Source organism: Acidovorax temperans (genome assembly GCF_006716905.1).
GTDB classification, from domain to species: Bacteria; Pseudomonadota; Gammaproteobacteria; order Burkholderiales; family Burkholderiaceae_C; genus Acidovorax; species Acidovorax temperans.
In genome coordinates this window covers 1,630,157-1,648,373 of record NZ_VFPV01000001.1, presented here as the reverse complement: position 1 = coordinate 1,648,373, position 18,217 = coordinate 1,630,157, and the positions used below count along the sequence as shown (strand labels likewise).

The window sequence follows — 18,217 nt, the reverse complement described above, 5'->3', positions numbered from 1 at the left end:
TGATTTTTTTGTGCCCCCCGTTGTGCGATTCCATTCAAAAATTTACCGAGAGAGAACCCTCCCATGAGCAAGCAAACCCTGTCGTTCCAGGCCGAAGTGGCCCAGCTGCTGCACCTGGTCACCCACTCGCTGTATTCCAACCAGGAAATCTTCCTGCGCGAGCTGATCTCCAACGCCTCGGACGCCTGCGACAAACTGCGATTTGAGGGCCTGAACAACGCCGCGCTGTTTGAAGACGCCCCCAACCTCGAAGTGCGTGTGACCTTCGACAAGGCCGCCAAGACGCTGACCATCACCGACAACGGCATCGGCATGAGCCAGCAAGAGGCCATCGACCACCTGGGCACCATCGCCAAGAGCGGCACCAAGGACTTCATGGGCCGTCTCTCAGGCGACCAGAAGGCGGACGCCCAACTCATCGGCCAGTTCGGCGTGGGCTTTTACTCGGGCTTTATCGTGGCTGACAAGATCACTGTGGAATCGCGCCGTGCGGGCCTCAAGCCCGAAGAAGGTGTGCGCTGGATCAGCAGCGGCACGGGCGACTTTGAGGTCGAAACCATCACCCGCGCCCAGCGCGGCACCAGCATCATCCTGCACCTGCGCGAGGATGCCGAGGAATACCTCAACGCCTGGAAGCTCAAGCAGGTCATCGCCAAATACTCCGACCACATCAGCCTGCCCATCCTGATGGAAAAGGAAGAGTGGAAAGACGGCGAGCTGATCAACCCCAACGATGAAAACGGCGGCCGCCAGCCCGGTGGCATGGTCAAGACGGGAGAGTGGGAAACCATCAACAAGGCCAGCGCCCTGTGGACCCGCCCCAAGAAGGACATCACCGACGAGCAGTACGCCGAGTTCTACAAGACCATCAGCCACGACCACGAAGCCCCACTGACCTGGGCGCACAACCGCGTGGAAGGCAACACCGAATACACGCAGCTGCTGTACATCCCCGCCAAGGCGCCGTTCGATTTGTGGAACCGCGACAAGAAGGCTGGCGTGAAGCTGTATGTGAAGCGCGTGTTCATCATGGACGACGCCGAAGCGCTGTTGCCCACCTACCTGCGCTTTGTGAAGGGCGTGATCGACTCGACCGACCTGCCGCTGAACGTGAGCCGCGAGCTGCTGCAGGAAAGCCGCGACGTGCGCTCCATCCGCGAGGGCTCGACCAAGCGTGTGCTGAGCATGCTGGAAGACCTGGCCAAGCACGACAAGCACACCACGGGTGAAGGCGCCGATGGCGTGACCGACGTGGTGAGCGAGGAAGACAAGGCCAAGGAAGGCAAGTACACCAAGTTCTATGCCGAATTTGGCGCGGTGCTGAAGGAAGGCCTGGGCGAAGACTTTGCCAACCGCGAGCGCCTGGCCAAGCTGCTGCGTTTTGCCTCCACGCAGAGCGATGCCGTGACAGTCTCCTTTGCCGACTACAAGGCTCGCATGAAGGAAGGCCAGGAGGCGATTTACTACATCACCGCCGACACGCTGGCCGCTGCCAAGAACAGCCCGCAGCTCGAAGTCTTCAAGAAGAAGGGCATCGAAGTGCTGCTCATGACCGACCGCGTGGACGAGTGGGCGCTGAACTACCTGCACGAGTTCGACGGCACCCCGCTGCAAAGCGTGGCCAAGGGCGCGGTGGACCTGGGCAAGCTGCAAGACGAGGCCGAGAAGAAGGCTGCAGAAGAAGCCGCCGAAGCCTTCAAGCCCGTGCTGGCCAAGCTGAAGGAAGCGCTCAAGGACAAGGCCGAAGACGTGCGCGTGACGACCCGCCTGGTCGATTCGCCTGCCTGTCTGGTGGTGCAGGACGACGGCATGAGCACGCAACTGGCCCGCATGCTCAAACAAGCTGGACAACAGGCGCCCGAGACCAAGCCCGTGCTGGAGGTGAACGCTGAGCACGCGCTGGTCAAGAAGCTGGACGGCAGCGTGCACTTCCACGACCTGGCCCACATCCTGTTCGACCAGGCCCTGCTGGCCGAAGGCGGCCTGCCGGAAGACCCGGCAGCCTACGTCAAGCGGGTGAACGCCTTGCTGGCCTGACAAGGGCCAAAATGGCTGCTAGCGCTTACGGATAAAGCGCTGGCAGCTATTGAATTGATAGTGCTTGTGGCCCCGGCGGCATGTGATGCCCCGGGGCTTTTTCGTGCTTGTGTAGCGGTGCCTCTGTCGGGCTTGTCGTGCTGGGCTACCCGCCCTGGTGGGAGGCCGGGTTTTCCAAAGCCTGTGCGTGGGCGCGCAATTGCTCCAGCCCTTGCTGGGCCAGTTGCTGCAACTCGGCAATGCAACGGTCGGTGGCTGCCGCATCCTGGGTCTTGGCGGCGGCTTCCAGCGGGCGGGTCAGCTCGCCCAGGGTGGACAAGCCGAAGCTGCCTGCCGTGCCACCCAGGTCATGCGCTTGGCGGCGCAGGGCTTCCCATTGGCGGGCCTGGGCGGCTTCGGTGATGCGTGCGACGCGCCGTTCGCAGTCCTGAACAAATTGTGCAATCAGCGGCAGCAGCCGTGCCGTGGTGATGGACTCCTGCAAATCCTGCAGCAGCGCCACGTCGAATACTGGTGCCCGCGCTGCAGCGGCTTCTGCGCTGGTCGGGCTGGTCGGGCTGGGTTCCGGGGCTGGTGGGGGCGGTACGGTGCCCGCAGCGTGATGGACCGGTAATGCGCTCGCCGAACGTGCCAGCCAGCGCGACAGCGTCTGCCACAGCGGCGCCTCCAGCAGCGGCTTGGCAATGTGGTCGTTCATGCCACAAACGCGGGTTCGCTCCATGTCGGCCGGGGCGGCGTTGGCCGTCATGGCGATGATGGGCAGCGCTTCAAAACGGGGCAGGGCGCGCAGGGCACGCGTGGCGCTCAGGCCATCCATGACGGGCATCTGCATGTCCATCAGCACAGCGGCGTAGGTGTGGTCGGCTGCGCGGGTCAGCTGGTCCACGGCTTCGGCACCGTTGCGTGCCCGGTCCACCTGGAGGCCACCGGCTTCCAGCAGCCCCTGGGCGACCTGCAGGTTCACCTCGTTGTCGTCCACCACCAGCACACGCAGCCCTGCGGTCTGGCCCACGCCCAAGGCTGGGGGGCTCAGGGGTTGTTCCAGTCCCTCGTGCGCCCAGTCTTTGGCGGGGGCGCGTTGCAGGCGCGCCGTGAACCAGAAGGTGCTGCCACGGCCCGGTTCGCTGTGCACGCCCGTCTCTCCGCCCATGGCCTGCGCCAGCTGGCGGGCAATCACCAGCCCCAGGCCGGTGCCGCCAAAGCGGCGGGTGATGGAGCTGTCAGCCTGGCGGAAGGGTTCGAACAAGCCTTCCATCTGCTGCGCCGTCATGCCAATGCCGGTGTCTTGCACTTCGCTGCGCAGCAGCAGGTGGTACCCGTCTTGCTCGACCACGCGCAGGCGCACCACCACCTCGCCCTGGTGGGTGAACTTGATGGCGTTGTGCACGTAGTTGATGAGAATCTGCGAGAGCCGTTGGGCATCGCCCACGCAATGCTCGGGCACGTTATCGTCGACCTCCATGCGCAGCTGCAGCGAGTTGGCCAGCGCCTGGGGGCTGAGCAGATCGGCCAGGGTGCCCATGATCGACGACAGCGAAAACGGCTTGTGCTCCAGCTGCAGGTGGCCGCCGTCGATCTTCGAAAAATCCAGGACGTCGGTGAGGATGCCCAGCAGGTGGCGGCTGGCCCGTCGGATCTGCTCCACGCGCTCGCGCTGCTGCGCGGGCAGCTCGTCCTTCAACGTCAGCTGTGCCATGCCCAGAACGGCGTTGAGCGGCGTGCGGATTTCATGGCTCATCACGGCGATGAAACGGGCGCGTTCCTGCGCAGCCCGTTCTGCCGCCTCTTTGGCAGTGGCCATGGCGTGTGTCTGGCTCTTTTGCTCGGTCACGTCCATCCACACGCCGTGAAACAGCACGCTGCCATCCGCCAGCCGCCGCGCGGTGGCAGAGGTTTGCAGCCAGCGCGATGCGCCCTCGTGCTGCACCTCGGTGTCAAAGTCCAGCGGCTCAGGGTTGCGCAGCCGTTCCATGAACGCGGTCTGGATGCGCTGGCGCACTGGCCGAGGCACGGCATAGGCCTCGCCCACCGGCCCGCCGCTGCGCAGCAGCGCCAGCACCCGCAGCCCAGGCATCGCACCGGCCTTGTCGCTCACGAACAGAAACCGGCATTTGCCGTTGGCCTGCAGATGGAGTTGAAACACCACGCCAGGAATTGCGCTGGTCAGGTCCATCAATTGTTCCGAAAGCCTGCGCGCCTCTTCGCTGCGCTGCACTTGCGCCGTGAGCTGGTCCGCGCCCTCCATCGTGTTCTTGAAGACCTGCAACGCACGGGCCATGGTGCCCACCTCGTCGCGCCGGTCTGTGGCCGGAATCACATCGTCGTATTGGTGCTCTGTGAGCCGCTGCATGATGCGCGCCAGCTGGCTCACAGGGCGTGAAATCTGCGTCAGCGCCACATAGGCCGACAGCACCAGAACCCCCGCCAGCGCCGCCGCCACAGCTGCTGCAATGCGCCACAGGGTTTTTTCCGTCGCCAGATTTTGCTCGTTCATGAACGCTGAAAATTCGCCGTGTGAGCGGTTGCGAAAGGCATCCAGGTCTTGCTTCAGCTCCAGCAGGGCAGGCTCAAACGCGTGGTACAGCGCGGCGGTGGCCCCTGACTTGTCTCCTTTGGTGGCTGCGCCCAGCACCTGATCGCCTGCATCAAACACCTTCTGCGAGCGCGCGCACACCCATCAATTCGCGGCCCTGATGCGGGATGTCCTTGGCAATGTCGTTGAGCTCCGTCTCGAACTCGCGCTGCAGGGTGCGCAGCCGCTGCGAGGCTTCGGCCGCCAAGGGGGCGGCGGCGCCCTGGGACGCGCTGTGCGCGGCATGCACTATCCGCTGGGATTCGCCCAGCAGCACGCCCGTGCGGCCAAAGCTCTGCGCCAACTCGGACTCCAAGGAGATCAGCGTGCGGTACTGCTCGTCCATCTGGCGCATGTGCACCATGGCGTAGCCGATGATGGCCATCGACACCACGCCCATCAGCCCCAACAGCAAGGTGATCTTGCCCGCCAGGGAGAGGTTGGAGAAGAGCGATTCGCGGGGCATGGGTGAAAGCGGTTCGAAGCGGAGTCTGGCCAGACAGTTGCGTGTGCAGTCTCCAGTCCAAGGCACGCACAGCATGGCTGTGTGCGTTCACGCGAACTGGCCAAAGGTGGCTGCCTTCGTTCACACTCGTGCAGCTTACGATACCCGCAGCGGCGGTGAGCCCTGCCACATGGCAAGCTCACTTACGAGGTCACAGTTTCGGTTTTCTGTGATGTACGGCTACCAGGTGGGCTCTTTGGTGGTGCCCACGCTGGCGCCCATTCTGGTGTGGCTGTGGCTGGACCGTCAGTTCGTGGCCAAGGTGGTGGTGCCTGCCTGGAAGCCCTCGGCGCCGGCCTCGCCATCGGCTGCCGATCCGTCCTGACCTGCGGGCGGTGTCGCGTTGGCGTCCACGGCGTCCAGGCGGTAGCCCATGCCGTAGATGGCGCCCACCACGTAACCGTTGGCGGGGGTGAGTTCCAGCTTGGTGCGCAGGCGTGACATATGGGTGTCCAGCGAGCGTGAGGGCACTTCGCTGGTTTCGCCCCACACCACTTCACGCAGGTGGGCGCGCGAGAGCAGGCGACCTGCGTTGCGGAACATGAACAGGGCCAGTTCGTATTCGCGGTTCTTGAGCTCCACGGGCTGGTCGCGCAGCCACAGCGAACGCTTTTCGGGGTCGAACCGGTAGGGACCAAACACCAGGTTGTCGCTCATGGCCTGGGGGTACGCGCGGCGCAGCAACGCGGTGGTGCGGGCCACCAGTTCACCCATGCGCAGGGGCTTGGTCATGAAATCATCGGCGCCGCAGGACAGGGCTTCGATCACGTCCTGCTCTTCGCGGCGGCGGGTGACGAACAGGATGGGCAGGTGCCGCCCTGTCGTCTGGCGCACGGCGGAGACCACCTCGGGGCCTTCCATGTCGGGCAGGTGCCAGTCCACGATGAGCAAATCGAAGGTCTCGTGCCGGATGTCCTGCAGCAGCTGGGTGCCGGTCAGGTAGGTGTGGCAGACGTGGCCATGTTGCTCGGTGGTGGCTTTGATCAGCTCCAGCAGGATCGGATCGTCGTCGAGGGCGGCTATTCGCATGGGGTGGTCACAGCGCTGGGGCGCACTTTGGAGGGGTCAAAGAAAACCTTCTGATGTTGCCTCAGAACCGACGCCTGGTCGAATTTCTGACAATCGTTTGCACTCGTTGAAACAGGAAGCCAACAATTGCACCACCGAAGTATCAGTTGTGCGCTATTGTAAGTGTTTTGTTAAAAGTTAACAATCATATTTGCCATATATGGCAAATATTTTGAGGCCACATCCGCAGCTCCATCCCCCTCTTTCGGGTGTATTCAGGCGTAAAGCGGCTCTTCGCCCATGGCTTCGATTTGCTCGTGCAGCATGTCCACCTGGCCGCGCCAGTAGTCGCTGCTGCCAAACCAGGGGAAATTGATCGGGAAGATCGGGTCGCTCCAGCGCTGCGCGAGCCATGCGCTGTAGTGGATGAGGCGCAGCGTGCGCAGGGGCTCGATGAGCGCCAGCTCGCGGCGGTCAAAGCTGCGAAATTGCTCGTAGCCCTCCAGCAGCGCGCTGAGCTGCTGGGTGCGCTGGCTGCGGTCGCCCGACAGCAGCATCCACAGGTCTTGCACGGCGGGGCCCATGCGGGCGTCGTCCAGGTCCACAAAATGGGGTCCGCCGCCGGGCTGGTCGGTAGGCGTCCAGAGGATGTTGCCGGGGTGGCAGTCGCCGTGCAGGCGGATCTGGCGCGCCTGGTTTAAGCTAAATTGGCCTCCATCGCCCGTGGATAAAGCGCTACCAGCTATCAATTTAAGAGCGTTCTCGCAGGCGCCTTGCCAGGCCGATTGCATGTCCAGCGGAATGATCTCGTGGGCCAGCAGCCAGTCGCGCGAGTCAGTACCGAAGGTCTGCACGTTGAGCGACGGGCGGTGCGCAAACGGCTGAGCAGCCCCCACGGTGTGGATGCGTGCCAGAAAGCGGCCAATCCACTCCAGCACCTCAAAGTCGTCCAGCTCCGGCCCGCGCCCGCCGCGCCAGGGGCTGACCGAGAAGGCAAAACCGCCATGCGTGTGCAGCGTGGTGCCGCCCAGCACCAGGGGGCCTACGGCGGGCACCTCGGCGGCGGTCAGTTCGGCGGCAAAGGCGTGTTCTTCCAGAATCTGGGCCTGGCTCCAGCGCTCTGGGCGGTAAAACTTGGCCACCACGCGCTGGCCGTCTTCCAGCGTGACCTGGTACACCCGGTTTTCGTACGACGACAGCGCCATCAGTCGCCCGTCACCGTACAGCCCCACGCTGGCCAGCGCGTCCAGCACCACATCGGGCGTCAGGGCGGCAAAAGGGTGCTGGGCGTTGGCGGTGGTGTTCGTCGCAGTGTCGTTGTGGGCGTGCATGCAGAGATTGTCGTCGCTGCCTGCCTGGAGCAGGCGCTCAATCGGGTGATTACGCCAGCAGACTGGCCATATGCCCAATGCGTGGGCTGCCCTGGCCGCCCAGCACTTGCAGGTACACCGCCTGCGTCGCGGCACTGCCTTGGTGGTGCTGCACCACCAGCCAGGGCTGTGGCGGTGCCTGTACTGCGGTGCTGAACTGTTGCCAGGCCTGCACCAGCCGGTCGTTCAGGCCCTGGGCGCCCCAGTCAGCGTTGCGTTTTTGGACCTGTGCCGGGGCAAAGAACATGGTGGGGCGGGGGCCGGGCAGGTTGCCTGCGCCGCCCAGGTCTTGCACATGGCTGGCACCCACCGCGCAGCTGTAGGCCAGCCCTGTCAAATGCCGGTGGATGCGCTCGCGCAGCGCCACGCTGCCGGCAAAGTCCACGTACACGCTGGCCGGTTGAGCGGGCAGCTGCTCCAGTTCTTCGTAGGCCAGCACCCGGTGGTAGCAACCCAGGCTTTCGCAAAACGCGCGGTTGGTGGCCGAGGTGAGCCCCACCACCTGGATGCCTGGGCGCTTGGCCAGCTCAAATGCCGTGCCGTAGGCCGTCTTGCTGGATGCGCTGGACAGCAGCACGGTGCTGGCGCCAAAGAACTGCTGGTCGGCCAGAAAGTCATCAATGAGCCACGAAGTGATGAACAGCGGCCGCAGCAGGGCCTGGATGTCTTCATTGAAGGGCTGGTAGAACGGGTCGGTGTTCGTGCGCAGGTAGTGGTTGTAGACCGCATGCAGCCCCGCGCGGTGCGGTGCGCCATCGCTGAAACCAGTGGTGCTCACGCGGTGTGGGGCCAGCACGGCATGGGTGGCCATGGGCCAGTAGCCATACAGGTGTTCGCCCACCGGTATGTCCGGGTGCCGCGACTCTTGCACTGTGCCAAAGCCCCACACCGGAATGATCCCCCAGCCCGCTTCGCCTGAGGGGAAGAACTGCCAGTACTGCAGCATCTCGCCCATGGCCGCGTAGGTGATGTTGTTGCTGGTGAGGGCGAACCGGTCCACCTGGACGCGGATCTCGCCGTCTTGTAGCGCTGAATCAGTCGTGGTGCGCACAGCGGTGTCGGCCAGCTGGTTCTGGCGCACGAGAAGGGTGGTGGTGCTCATGCCCGCACGCTAAGGCAAAGGCGGCACCGGCTCAAGTGCCGGGCGCCGCGTTGGCGACAGGCCGCAGCGCGGCCAGCCCCGTTCTCGGAACCGGTGCTCAGCTGGCACCCGCCAGGCGCGCAAACGGCAGCGACTGCTTGACCAGGATGACGGTGCAGGGCGCGTCACGTGCCACGCGCATGGGCACGGTGGCAATGAAGCGCTGGGTCTGCAGCCCGTGGGTGGCCGCGCCCAGGATCATCATGTTGACGTGGTTGCCCTCTGCGTAGCGCACCAGGGCGTGGGCCACGTCGCTGGATTCGAGCACGTGGTAGCTCACCGGGTGCTCGGTCAGGTCCAGCGGCTGGGCCCACTGGCGCAGGCGGGCGTGGTGCTGGCGGTGCAGGGCGGTTTCGCTGCGGGCGCTGTCGCTGGTGCTGCTGGCCGACGGCGACAGCACCGTGACGCAGGCCAGCCGCGCCCCCGGCCGGATGCCCAGCGAGCGCGCCACCGCTTCGCGCAGCGAGTACAGCGTGGCGTCCGTCACATCGCTGTGCGGCACAGCCACCATGACGATGGGGGTCTCTTCAATCTGCCGTGAGGGCAGCGGGCTGGGCTGGTAATGCATGCCCGCCGCCCGCAGCCAGCGCTTGAAGTGAGTGCGAAACGGCGTGCCCTGGGTGCGGTGCCCTCGCTCGGTGATGCGCACCTGGGTGGGGTTGGCCAGGTCCAGGGCCAGGTGGGCGGCCGAGGGGTAGCGGCGCGCGGCTTCGGGCTCCAGGCAGCGCAGGATGATTTCCTGCAGCCACGGGGCCAGGTCGGGCCGGTGCTTGCGCGGCGGGGCCGGCGCCATCCACAGGCGCTGGCGCAGACCGCCCGTGGTGGTGGGGGCGCCAAACGGCAGCTCGCCCGTGGCCAGCTCGTACAGCATCACGCCAATGGCGAAGATGTCGCTGCGCGGGTCGCCGCGCACGCCCACCACTTGCTCGGGCGCCATCCACGCGGGCGAGCCCACGGCCTTGCGCTGCTCTTCGGCCAGCAGGTCGGGGAAGTGCGCGTGCCACGACAGGCCAAAGTCCAGCAGCACGGCATGGTTCTCGTGCGTGAAGAGTACGTTGCCGGGCTTGAGGTCGAGGTGGCAGGCGTTTTGCTGGTGCAGGCTGTGCACCGCGTGGGCCAGGGCAGTGCCTAGGCGGGCGATGAGTTCTTCGTCAGGCCGCTCGCTTGCGTCCAGCCAGTGCTGCAGGGTGTGGCCCTGCAGGTATTCCATGGTGATGTAGGGCAGCCGGTGCAGGTCGCCAGCGGCCACAAAGCGCGGCACGTGTGGCCCGGTGAGTGCGGGCAGTATTTGCAGCTCCACCTCAAAGCCCACGATGTTCTCGGCCCCGTCGCCCGCGGTCATGCGCGGGATCTTCATGGCCATGGGAAAACCGGGGTCGGGTGCGCCGCTGGCGTATTCCACCCGGTAGATATGGGCCATGCCCCCTGCGTGGATGCAGTCGCGCACCACAAAGCCGTCCACCACGGCGCCGGGCTCCAGCAGTTTCATCGGCCTACCTCCAGGCGGTGGGCAAAGCTTGCGGGCAAGGCGCCGCCCGTGGCGAGGATGGCGGCGGCTGCATCGGCCACGGCATAGGGCACCCGCTCAAAGCGCAGGTGCCAGTGGTCGGTGTCCAGCAGCGCGTACATGGCGCGCGGGTCGCCGTCGCGCGGCTGGCCCACCGAGCCCACCGTGCCCACCCACTGCCGGTGGGGCGGCACCGGCACCGGCACCGGCACCCCGGCCGTGGGGGTGAAGCGCATCAGCCCCCGCCCGGTGCCCCGGTAGTACAGCGTTTGCTGGTGCACATGGCCGCAAAAGACATGCTTCACGCCCGGGTGCTTCGTGGCGGCTTCCAGGCATTCGGCGGCCACGATTTCGTTGTCTACATAGCGCCAGTTTTCGGGCGCTTCGGCGCTGGCGTGCACCAGCAGCACCCCGCCCACCTGGGCGGTGAGGGGCAAATGGGCCAAAAAGCTGCGCTGCTCGGGGCTGAGTTGTTCGTGCGTCCACAGCGCGCCCTGTGCGGCCATGCTGTGGGCGCCCTTGTCGGTTCCTGCGGGGGGCTGCACGGCAAAGGCGTCGTGGTTGCCGCCAATCACCGTGTAACCGGCAGCGACCAAGTCCATGGCCTGCTGCACCACGTAGGCCGGGTCGGCGCCATAGCCCACCAGGTCGCCCAGCAGGGCAAAGTGATCGGCGCCATGCGCGCGGGCGTGCTGCAGGCAGGCGTCCAGCGCCTGGCGGTTGGAGTGGATGTCTGACAAAAGGGCCAGTTTCATGGTGTTCTCCCCATGGCTGCATCATGCCCCAGGGCGAAGGGGCGCCGTCTACGGTTTTCTCCGGGGCACCCCAAAAAGCACACCGCCGGTGCTCCCTGGGCGGGGGCACCGGCGGTGTGGGGTGGGCAGGGCCCGGGGCGTTACACCAGCGTGATGGTCACGTCGATGTTGCCGCGGGTGGCGTTGGAGTAGGGGCAGACCTGGTGGGCTGCGTCTACCAGGGCCTGGGCGGCGGCGCGGTCCATGCCGGGCAGGCTCACGGCCAGGCGGGCGGCGATGCCGTAGCCCTGGCCGACCTTGCCCAGGTCCACGCTGGCGTCGATCGAGAGGTCAGCAGGCAGGCTGATCTTTTGCATGCCGGCCACGGCCTTCATGGCGCCGATGAAGCAGGCGGAGTAGCCCGCAGCAAACAGTTGCTCGGGGTTGGTGCCGGTGCCTGCGGTGCCGGGGGGCGAGAGCTTCACGTCCAGACGGCCGTCATCGGTGCGCGATGCGCCGTCGCGGCCGCCAGTGGTGTGGGCGTTGGCGGTGTAGAGAACTTGGTCGAGCTTGGCCATGGTGTCTTCCTTTGAGGTGATGCCCGCAGCGCGGGACGGTGGTGAGAATCAGTGATGCAGGAGCAACGTAGGCAGGCGGCTCAGCGCTGGCTGAGCCGCTCGCGCAGGGTTTTGAGCTGGCTGGTCAGCGCCACCAGCTCGGGCAGGGTGCACTGGCTGCTTTCCAGCACGCAGTGCGGAATGCGCTCGGCCTGGTCGCGCAGGCCCAGCCCTTGGGGCGTGAGGGCGATGCGCACCCGGCGCTCGTCCTGCGCATCGCGGGTGCGGCGGATGTGGCCGCTGGCTTCCAGCCGCTTGAGCAGCGGGGTGAGCGTGCCCGAGTCCAGATACAGGCGCTCGCCCAGTTCCGAGACGGTGATGCCGTCCTGCTCCCACAGCACCAGCATGACCAGGTACTGCGGGTAGGTCAGCCCGATGTCGTCCAGCAGGGGCTTGTACAGCTTGGTCATGGCCAGCGATGCGGAATACAGCGCAAAGCAGACCTGGTTGTCCAGCCGCAAGGCGGCGGGGCTGGGGCTGTTTTCGGAGGTGGGCGTGCGGGGCATGGGTTGAATTATTGTGTTCAATCAAATTGCGTGCAATTTAATTGGTGAATGCCTGCGCTGCGGGCATGGGATTGCCGCCGCTTCCGAAGGGAGTTCTAAATGCTATGAAAAACGTAGCTGGTAGCGCTTGCTGTGAAAGCGCTAGAGGCTGTTTTCGTCTAAATATTCCAAGGGCTGCATCGGTGCCGCGCCCAAAAAAATGGCGACCCGCAGGCCGCCAAGGGGCGCAACACGGGTGGCGCTGCGCGTGGAGAAAGGGGCGCGAGGGCGCCGCTCAGTACGTGTAAACGCCCTGGCCCGTCTTGCGGCCCAGGCGGCCGGCGGCCACCATTTCCTTGAGCAGCGGGCAGGGGCGGTACTTGCTGTCGCCAAACTCGGTCAGGTACACATCCATCACGGCCAGGCACACGTCCAGGCCAATCATGTCGGCCAGCGCCAGCGGGCCAATCGGCTGGTTGCAGCCCAGCTTCATGCCGGCGTCGATGTCCTCGGGCGTGGCCAGGCCCTCGGCCAGCACGAAGAAGGCTTCGTTGATCATGGGCACCAGAATGCGGTTGACCACAAAGCCCGGCGCGTTCTTCACGGTGATGGGGCTCTTGCCCAGGGCTTCGGCCAGGGCCTTCACGGCGTCGTGGGTCGCGTCGCTGGTCTGCAGGCCGCGAATGATTTCCACCAGCGCCATCATGGGCACGGGGTTGAAGAAGTGCATGCCGATGAAGCGGTCGGCGCGGCTGGTGGCGGCGGCCAGCTTGGTGATGGAGATGGACGAGGTGTTCGAAGCCACGATCACCTCAGGCGCCACGATGGCATCCACCTGCTTCAAGATCTTGAGCTTGAGCTCGTAGTTCTCGGTGGCAGCCTCAATGACCAGTTGCGCGGCCTTCAGGTCGTCGTAGCTGGTCGATGTCTTGATGCGCGCCAGGGCCGCAGCCTTGTCGGCTTCGCTGATCTTTTCCTTCTTGATCAGGCGGTCCAGGCTGCCCGCCACCGTGGCCAGGCCCTTTTGTACGGCCGCGTCCGAAATATCCACCATCACCACGTTGATGCCCGACACCGCACAGGCCTGTGCAATGCCATTGCCCATGGTGCCCGCGCCGATGATGCCAACCGTTTGAATCGTCATAAAAAGAGCTTTCTTCCAAGTGAAACAGACGCCTGCATGGTAAGGGACGCGGCGGTGCGGGCCGTTGGAACCCCGGGAAAGTTCCTGAGTAAAAAGCACGGCCGTTCGGTTATCTTGCAGGTGGCCACTGTGCTTGGCCGGTGGAAGACACAAACATGTTCGACTACATCGTGGTGGGCGGGGGCTCGGCCGGGGCCGTGCTGGCAGGGCGTTTGACGGAGGACCCCGCCGTGCGGGTGTCCCTGCTGGAAGCCGGACCGGCCGACCGCAGCGTGCTGATCCACTGCCCCGCAGGGCTGGCCGCCATGGCGCGGCTGGAGCTCAACAGCTGGCGCCAGAGCACGGTACCGCAACCGGGGCTCAACGGCCGGCGCGGCTACCAGCCCCGGGGCAAAGTGCTGGGCGGCAGCAGCTCGGTCAACGCCATGATTTACGTGCGTGGCCAACCGGCCGACTACGACCACTGGGCCGCCCAGGGCAACCCCGGCTGGGGCTGGGCCGATGTGCTGCCCTACTTTGTGCGTGCCGAACACAACGAAAGCATCCGCGGCCCCCTGCACGGGCAGGGCGGGCCCTTCAACGTGGCCGACCTGCGCTCGCCGCGCCGCGTGAGCCAGAGCTTTGTGCACGCCGGGGTGCAGGCGGGCTACCCGCACAACCTGGACTTCAACGGGCCAGACCAGGAAGGCGTGGGCCTGTACCAGGTCACCCACAAGAATGGGGAACGCCACAGCACCGCCAAGGGCTACCTCACGCCGCACCTGGGCCGGCCTAACCTGCAGGTCATCACCGGCGCGCAGGCCACGCGGGTGCTGATGGAGGGCCGCCGTGCGGTGGGCGTGCAATACCGCCAGGGTGGGCAGCTGAAGGAAGTGCGGGCCGCGCGCGAAGTGCTGCTCAGCGCCGGGGCGCTACTGTCGCCCCAGCTGCTGATGCTCTCAGGCATTGGCCCCGGCGCGCAGTTGCAGCGGCACGGCATTGCGGTGGTGCACGATTTGCCTGGCGTGGGCGAGCACCTGCACGACCACCCCGACGTGGTGCTGCTGTATGACGCGCCACACCTCAAGGACCTGTTCGGCGTGTCGGCCGAGGCGGCGGTGCGCATTGCGCGCGGTGTGATGGACTGGCGCCGCGCCCGCACCGGCATGCTCACCACCAACTACGCAGAGGCGGGTGGTTTCATCCGCAGCAGCGCGGCCGAGTCTGCGCCGGATTTGCAACTGCACTTCGTCATCGGCAAGCTGGTGGACCATGGCCGCAAAACCGCGTTGGGCCACGGCTATTCATCGCATGTGTGCCTGCTGCAGCCGCGCAGCCGGGGGCGGGTGGCCCTGGCCAGTGCGGACCCGATGGCCCTGCCGCTGGTAGACCCGAACTTCCTGGCCGATGAGGACGACCTGCAGCGCATGGTGCGCGGGGTGCGCCGCATGCGCGACATCCTGTCGCAACCGGCCCTGGCTGACCTGGGCGGCAAGGAGCTGCCCGTGTCTGCAAGTGCGCAGACGGATGCCGAGATCGCCCAGTTCATCCGCAACCATGCCGACTCCATCTACCACCCCGTGGGCAGCTGCCGCATGGGCCCCGGGCCCATGGACGTGGTGGATGCGCAGCTGCGCGTGCATGGTGTGCAGGGGCTGCGGGTGGTGGACGCCTCCGTCATGCCCCGCATCACCAGCGGCAACACCAACGCCCCCACGGTGATGGTGGCCGAGAAAGCAGTGGATTTGCTGCGCGCCAGCGCCGCCTGAGGTTCTTGGGCTGCTTCAGCCGCGAAAGCGCCGCCGCGTCAGCGCCAGCGCCAGCCAGAAGGCCACCACGGTGGTGGCCACCAGCACCAGGCCGTGGCGCAGCGGCTGCTGGGGCCACTGGTCCATGAACAGGGGGCGCACCAGCTCCACCGCATTGGTCAGCGGCAGCCAGTCTGAAATGGCGCGCACCAGCGGTGGCAATTGCTCGCGTGGGAAAAACACGCCCGACAAGAACATCATGGGCGTGAGCACCAGCGTGAAGTAGTACGTGAAAAAGTCGTACCCCTTGGCCAGTGCATTGAAGATGAGGGCAATGCTGGAAAACATGATGCCCACGCCCAGCAGCACCGGCCAAGCTACCAGCAACTTGGGGCTGTGGCTGATGCCCAGGGCCAGCATCACCCCCAGAATGGCCGTGACGGTGAACAGCGCCTTGAACGCGGCCCACAGCATCTCGGCCAGCACCACATCGTCGAGCGTGACGGGCGCGTTCATGATGCCGTCCCAGGTCTTTTGCACATGCATGCGCGAGAAGGCGGAGTACAGCGCCTCAAAGCTGGCCGCGTTCATCGCGCTCATGCAGATCGAGCCGCTGGCCAAAAACAGGATGTAGGGCACCTTGGCATCCCCGCCCGCGCCGCCCACGCTCACCTGCCCCACCAGCGCGCCCATGCCGTAGCCAAAGGCCACCAGCCACATCAGCGGCTCGGCAATGTTGCCCACCAGGCTGGGAATGGCCAGCTTGCGCCACACCAGCAGGTTGCGCAAAAACACCTGCCACCAGCGGGCCGACAACGCAGGCGGGCGCCAGACCGAAGCCGGTGCGGGCGGGCGGGGGCGCAAGGCGCTGGGCGTGGTACTCATGGGGCTATTGTGCGGGGTGTGGCAAAGACTGTGGATGCGCTGCTGCGAGAGGCGCAGCAGGTTCTCAGGCTTTGCGCAGCAGGCAAAATCCTGGCCGACCCCGTTCAGCGACGCCCTGATCGCTTTTTCACATCCACCGTTTGAAGGCCCTGCCCATGACCACCCTCGGAACCCCCCTGTCTCCCCACGCCACCAAAGTCATGCTGCTCGGCTCGGGGGAGCTGGGCAAGGAGGTGCTGATCGCGCTGCAGCGCCTGGGCGTGGAAACCATTGCGGTAGACCGCTACGACAACGCCCCCGGCCAGCAAGTGGCCCACCACGCACGCACCATCACCATGAGCGACCCGGCCCAGCTCAAGGCGCTGATCGAAGCCGAGCGCCCGCACATGGTGGTGCCCGAGATCGAAGCCATTGCCACCCCCATGCTGGAAGAGCTGGAGGCTGCTGGTGTGGTGCGCGTCATCCCCACGGCCCGCGCCGCGCGCCTCACCATGGACCGCGAGGGCATCCGCGTGCTGGCCGCCGAAACGCTGGGCCTGCCCACCAGCCCCTACAAGTTCTGTAATTCGCTGGAGGAGTTGCAGGCTGCGATTGATTCAGGCATTGGCTACCCCTGCATCGTCAAGCCCGTGATGAGCAGCTCGGGCAAGGGCCAGAGCAAAATCGACGGCCCCGAGGACGTGAAAAAAGCCTGGGACTACGCCATGGCCGGTGGCCGCGTGAGCCACGGCCGCGTCATCGTCGAAGGCTTCATCGACTTTGACTACGAGATCACCCAGCTCACCGTGCGGTCGGTGGGCGCCGACGGCCAGATCACCACCAGCTTCTGCGACCCCATCGGCCATGTGCAGGTGAGCGGCGACTATGTGGAAAGCTGGCAGCCCCACCCCATGCACCCCGCTGCGCTGGAGAAATCACGCCAGATCGCCAAGGCCGTCACCGACAACCTCGGTGGCCAGGGTCTGTTTGGTGTCGAGCTGTTCGTCAAGGGCGATCAGGTCTGGTTCAGCGAAGTCAGCCCCCGCCCGCACGACACCGGCCTGGTCACGCTGTGCACCCAGCACCAGAGCGAGTTCGAGCTGCACGCCCGCGCCATCCTGGGCCTGCCCGTGGACACCAGCCTGCGCAACCCCGGCGCCAGCGCGGTGATCTATGGCGGCATGGAAGCCCAGGGCATTGTGTTTGACGGCGTGGACGAAGCCCTGCGCGTGCCCGGCACCGACCTGCGCCTGTTCGGCAAACCCGAGAGCTTTGCCAAGCGCCGCATGGGCGTGGCCCTGGCGCGTGCGGCCGATGTGGAGACGGCGCGCAGCAACGCCAAGCTGGCGGCTGGCAAGGTCAAGCCGCGCAAGGCTTGATGCTGGTTTTTAAGTGAAATGGGCCGCCAGCGCTTATTCAGTAAGCGCTGGCAGCTATCATTTTTGATGGCTTGGGTGGATGCGCGGACACCTGACGCCACGCTGGCGCCTCACTCCCGAATCTGCCGTCCCGTCAGCTTCAGGAACAAGTCTTCCAGGTTGGCAGGGCGGTGCAGCGTCCGCAGGTGGCCATGCTGGCCCAGCGCCTGCAACAGGGGCTGGGCGTTCTGCGTGTAGAAGAACACCGTCTCGCCGCTGATCTCCACGCGCGCGGCCAGGGCCCGCAGGTGGGTGTCCTCGGCCAGCGCCACGGCGCCCACGCCGAAGACTTCGACCACATCGCTTTCCAGGTGCTGGGCGATCAGCTCGCGCGGCTTGCCTTCGGCGATTTTCTTGCCGTGGTCCAGCACCAGCAGGCGCGAGCACAGGCGCTCGGCCTCGTCCATGAAGTGGGTGGTCAGCAAGATGGAAGTGCCTTGCTGCAGCAGCAGTTGCAGCCGCTCCCACATCAGGTGGCGGGCCTGCGGGTCCAGGCCGGTGGTGGGCTCGTCCAGCAGCAGCAGGCGCGGGCGGTTGACGAGGGCGCGGGCCAGCGACAGGCGCCGCTTCATCCCGCCCGACAGTTCACCGGGCTTGGCATGGGCCTTGTGCGTAAGTGCGGCAAATTCCAGCAACTGAGGCGCCCGTTCGTCCATGACGCGTGGCGCCAGTCCGAAATAGCGACCGAACACGCGCAGGTTTTCCAGGCAGGTGAAGTCGGGGTCGAGCGAGTCGAACTGCGTCACCACGCCGATCTCGGCCTTGATGGCCAGGGCGTCGCGCGGCATCTGCAGCAGAGGGCCGCCGCCAGCGGGCTGGTAATGGATGCTGCCGCCGTCGGGTGCCGTGAGGCCCAGGCACATGCGGATGGTGGTTGTCTTGCCCGCGCCGTTGGGGCCGATGACGCCCAGGCATTCTCCGGGTGCCATGGAGAACGACACGTCGTTGACCACGGCGGCCTCGCCATAGCGCTTGCTCAGGTGACGGACCTCGAACAGGGAAGCGACCAGGGAAGGATGTGTGGTGGGGGTGTCCATGAAGCAATTGTGGATGAAATTGGCAATTGGAGCCCTGGATGAAAGCGCCAA

General features: G+C 65.7%; 16 protein-coding genes. 4 read left to right on the top strand and 12 right to left on the bottom strand.

What is annotated here, in order from left to right; genetic code table 11:
• Positions 1-63: 63 nt before the first annotated feature.
• A complete protein-coding gene (htpG, locus tag BDD18_RS07895) occupies positions 64-2,037 on the top strand; it encodes a molecular chaperone HtpG (protein WP_142082337.1) in 1,974 nt (657 codons plus the stop codon).
• A 145-nt stretch (positions 2,038-2,182) separates the two neighbouring features.
• On the opposite strand, the gene BDD18_RS07890 is transcribed toward htpG, so the two are convergent.
• Both BDD18_RS07890 and BDD18_RS07885 read right to left on the bottom strand, forming a co-directional pair.
• Positions 2,183-4,690, bottom strand: coding sequence for a hybrid sensor histidine kinase/response regulator (locus BDD18_RS07890; protein WP_142082334.1), 2,508 nt, complete (start codon positions 4,688-4,690; stop codon positions 2,183-2,185).
• Positions 4,683-5,075: a hypothetical protein gene (locus tag BDD18_RS07885; RefSeq protein WP_142082331.1), complete on the bottom strand. Its 393-nt coding sequence runs from the start codon at positions 5,073-5,075 to the stop codon at positions 4,683-4,685. The genes BDD18_RS07890 and BDD18_RS07885 overlap by 8 nt, the downstream gene beginning before the upstream one ends.
• On the opposite strand from BDD18_RS07885, the gene BDD18_RS22810 reads away from it, so the two are divergent.
• Positions 4,984-5,439, top strand: coding sequence for an exosortase H-associated membrane protein (locus BDD18_RS22810; RefSeq protein WP_338071795.1), 456 nt, complete (start codon positions 4,984-4,986; stop codon positions 5,437-5,439). The genes BDD18_RS07885 and BDD18_RS22810 overlap by 92 nt on opposite strands.
• Here BDD18_RS22810 and BDD18_RS07880 read toward each other — a convergent pair.
• The 8 genes from BDD18_RS07880 to BDD18_RS07845 form a co-directional block, all read right to left on the bottom strand.
• Positions 5,361-6,143: a response regulator transcription factor gene (locus BDD18_RS07880; protein ID WP_142082329.1), complete on the bottom strand. Its 783-nt coding sequence runs from the start codon at positions 6,141-6,143 to the stop codon at positions 5,361-5,363. The two genes, BDD18_RS22810 and BDD18_RS07880, sit on opposite strands and share 79 nt — an antisense overlap.
• 254 nt (positions 6,144-6,397) lie before the next feature.
• Entirely contained in the window at positions 6,398-7,453 is a 1,056-nt protein-coding gene (locus tag BDD18_RS07875) for a serine/threonine protein kinase (protein WP_142082327.1), read from the bottom strand.
• A gap of 49 nt (positions 7,454-7,502) precedes the next feature.
• Entirely contained in the window at positions 7,503-8,594 is a 1,092-nt protein-coding gene (locus BDD18_RS07870; RefSeq protein ID WP_142082325.1) for a DUF2855 family protein, read from the bottom strand.
• 97 nt (positions 8,595-8,691) lie between these two features.
• Complete coding sequence (locus BDD18_RS07865) at positions 8,692-10,122, bottom strand: bifunctional serine/threonine-protein kinase/universal stress protein (RefSeq protein WP_142082323.1); 1,431 nt, start codon at positions 10,120-10,122, stop codon at positions 8,692-8,694.
• Positions 10,119-10,895, bottom strand: a complete 777-nt coding sequence (locus BDD18_RS07860; protein WP_142082320.1) for a metallophosphoesterase family protein — start codon at positions 10,893-10,895, stop codon at positions 10,119-10,121. Before BDD18_RS07860 ends, BDD18_RS07865 begins: the two co-directional genes overlap by 4 nt.
• A gap of 140 nt (positions 10,896-11,035) precedes the next feature.
• Positions 11,036-11,452: an organic hydroperoxide resistance protein gene (locus BDD18_RS07855; protein WP_044395577.1), complete on the bottom strand. Its 417-nt coding sequence runs from the start codon at positions 11,450-11,452 to the stop codon at positions 11,036-11,038.
• Between the two features lie 80 nt (positions 11,453-11,532).
• Positions 11,533-11,997, bottom strand: coding sequence for a MarR family winged helix-turn-helix transcriptional regulator (locus tag BDD18_RS07850; RefSeq protein ID WP_142082317.1), 465 nt, complete (start codon positions 11,995-11,997; stop codon positions 11,533-11,535).
• 274 nt (positions 11,998-12,271) lie between these two features.
• A complete protein-coding gene (locus tag BDD18_RS07845; protein ID WP_066698213.1) occupies positions 12,272-13,120 on the bottom strand; it encodes a 3-hydroxybutyryl-CoA dehydrogenase in 849 nt (282 codons plus the stop codon).
• 155 nt (positions 13,121-13,275) lie between these two features.
• Here BDD18_RS07845 and BDD18_RS07840 point away from each other — a divergent pair, with 155 nt between their 5' ends.
• Positions 13,276-14,868, top strand: coding sequence for a GMC family oxidoreductase (locus BDD18_RS07840; protein WP_142082315.1), 1,593 nt, complete (start codon positions 13,276-13,278; stop codon positions 14,866-14,868).
• A 15-nt stretch (positions 14,869-14,883) separates the two neighbouring features.
• Here the strand turns inward: BDD18_RS07840 and BDD18_RS07835 are convergent, their stop codons facing one another.
• Positions 14,884-15,732 (bottom strand): ABC transporter permease, encoded by an 849-nt coding sequence (locus BDD18_RS07835; RefSeq protein WP_142082312.1) that lies wholly within the window; start codon positions 15,730-15,732, stop codon positions 14,884-14,886.
• Between the two features lie 155 nt (positions 15,733-15,887).
• On the opposite strand from BDD18_RS07835, the gene purT reads away from it, so the two are divergent.
• Positions 15,888-17,090 (top strand): formate-dependent phosphoribosylglycinamide formyltransferase, encoded by a 1,203-nt coding sequence (gene purT / locus BDD18_RS07830; RefSeq protein WP_142082310.1) that lies wholly within the window; start codon positions 15,888-15,890, stop codon positions 17,088-17,090.
• Between the two features lie 110 nt (positions 17,091-17,200).
• On the opposite strand, the gene BDD18_RS07825 is transcribed toward purT, so the two are convergent.
• A complete protein-coding gene (locus tag BDD18_RS07825) occupies positions 17,201-18,166 on the bottom strand; it encodes an ATP-binding cassette domain-containing protein (RefSeq protein ID WP_142082308.1) in 966 nt (321 codons plus the stop codon).
• Positions 18,167-18,217: the final 51 nt, after the last annotated feature.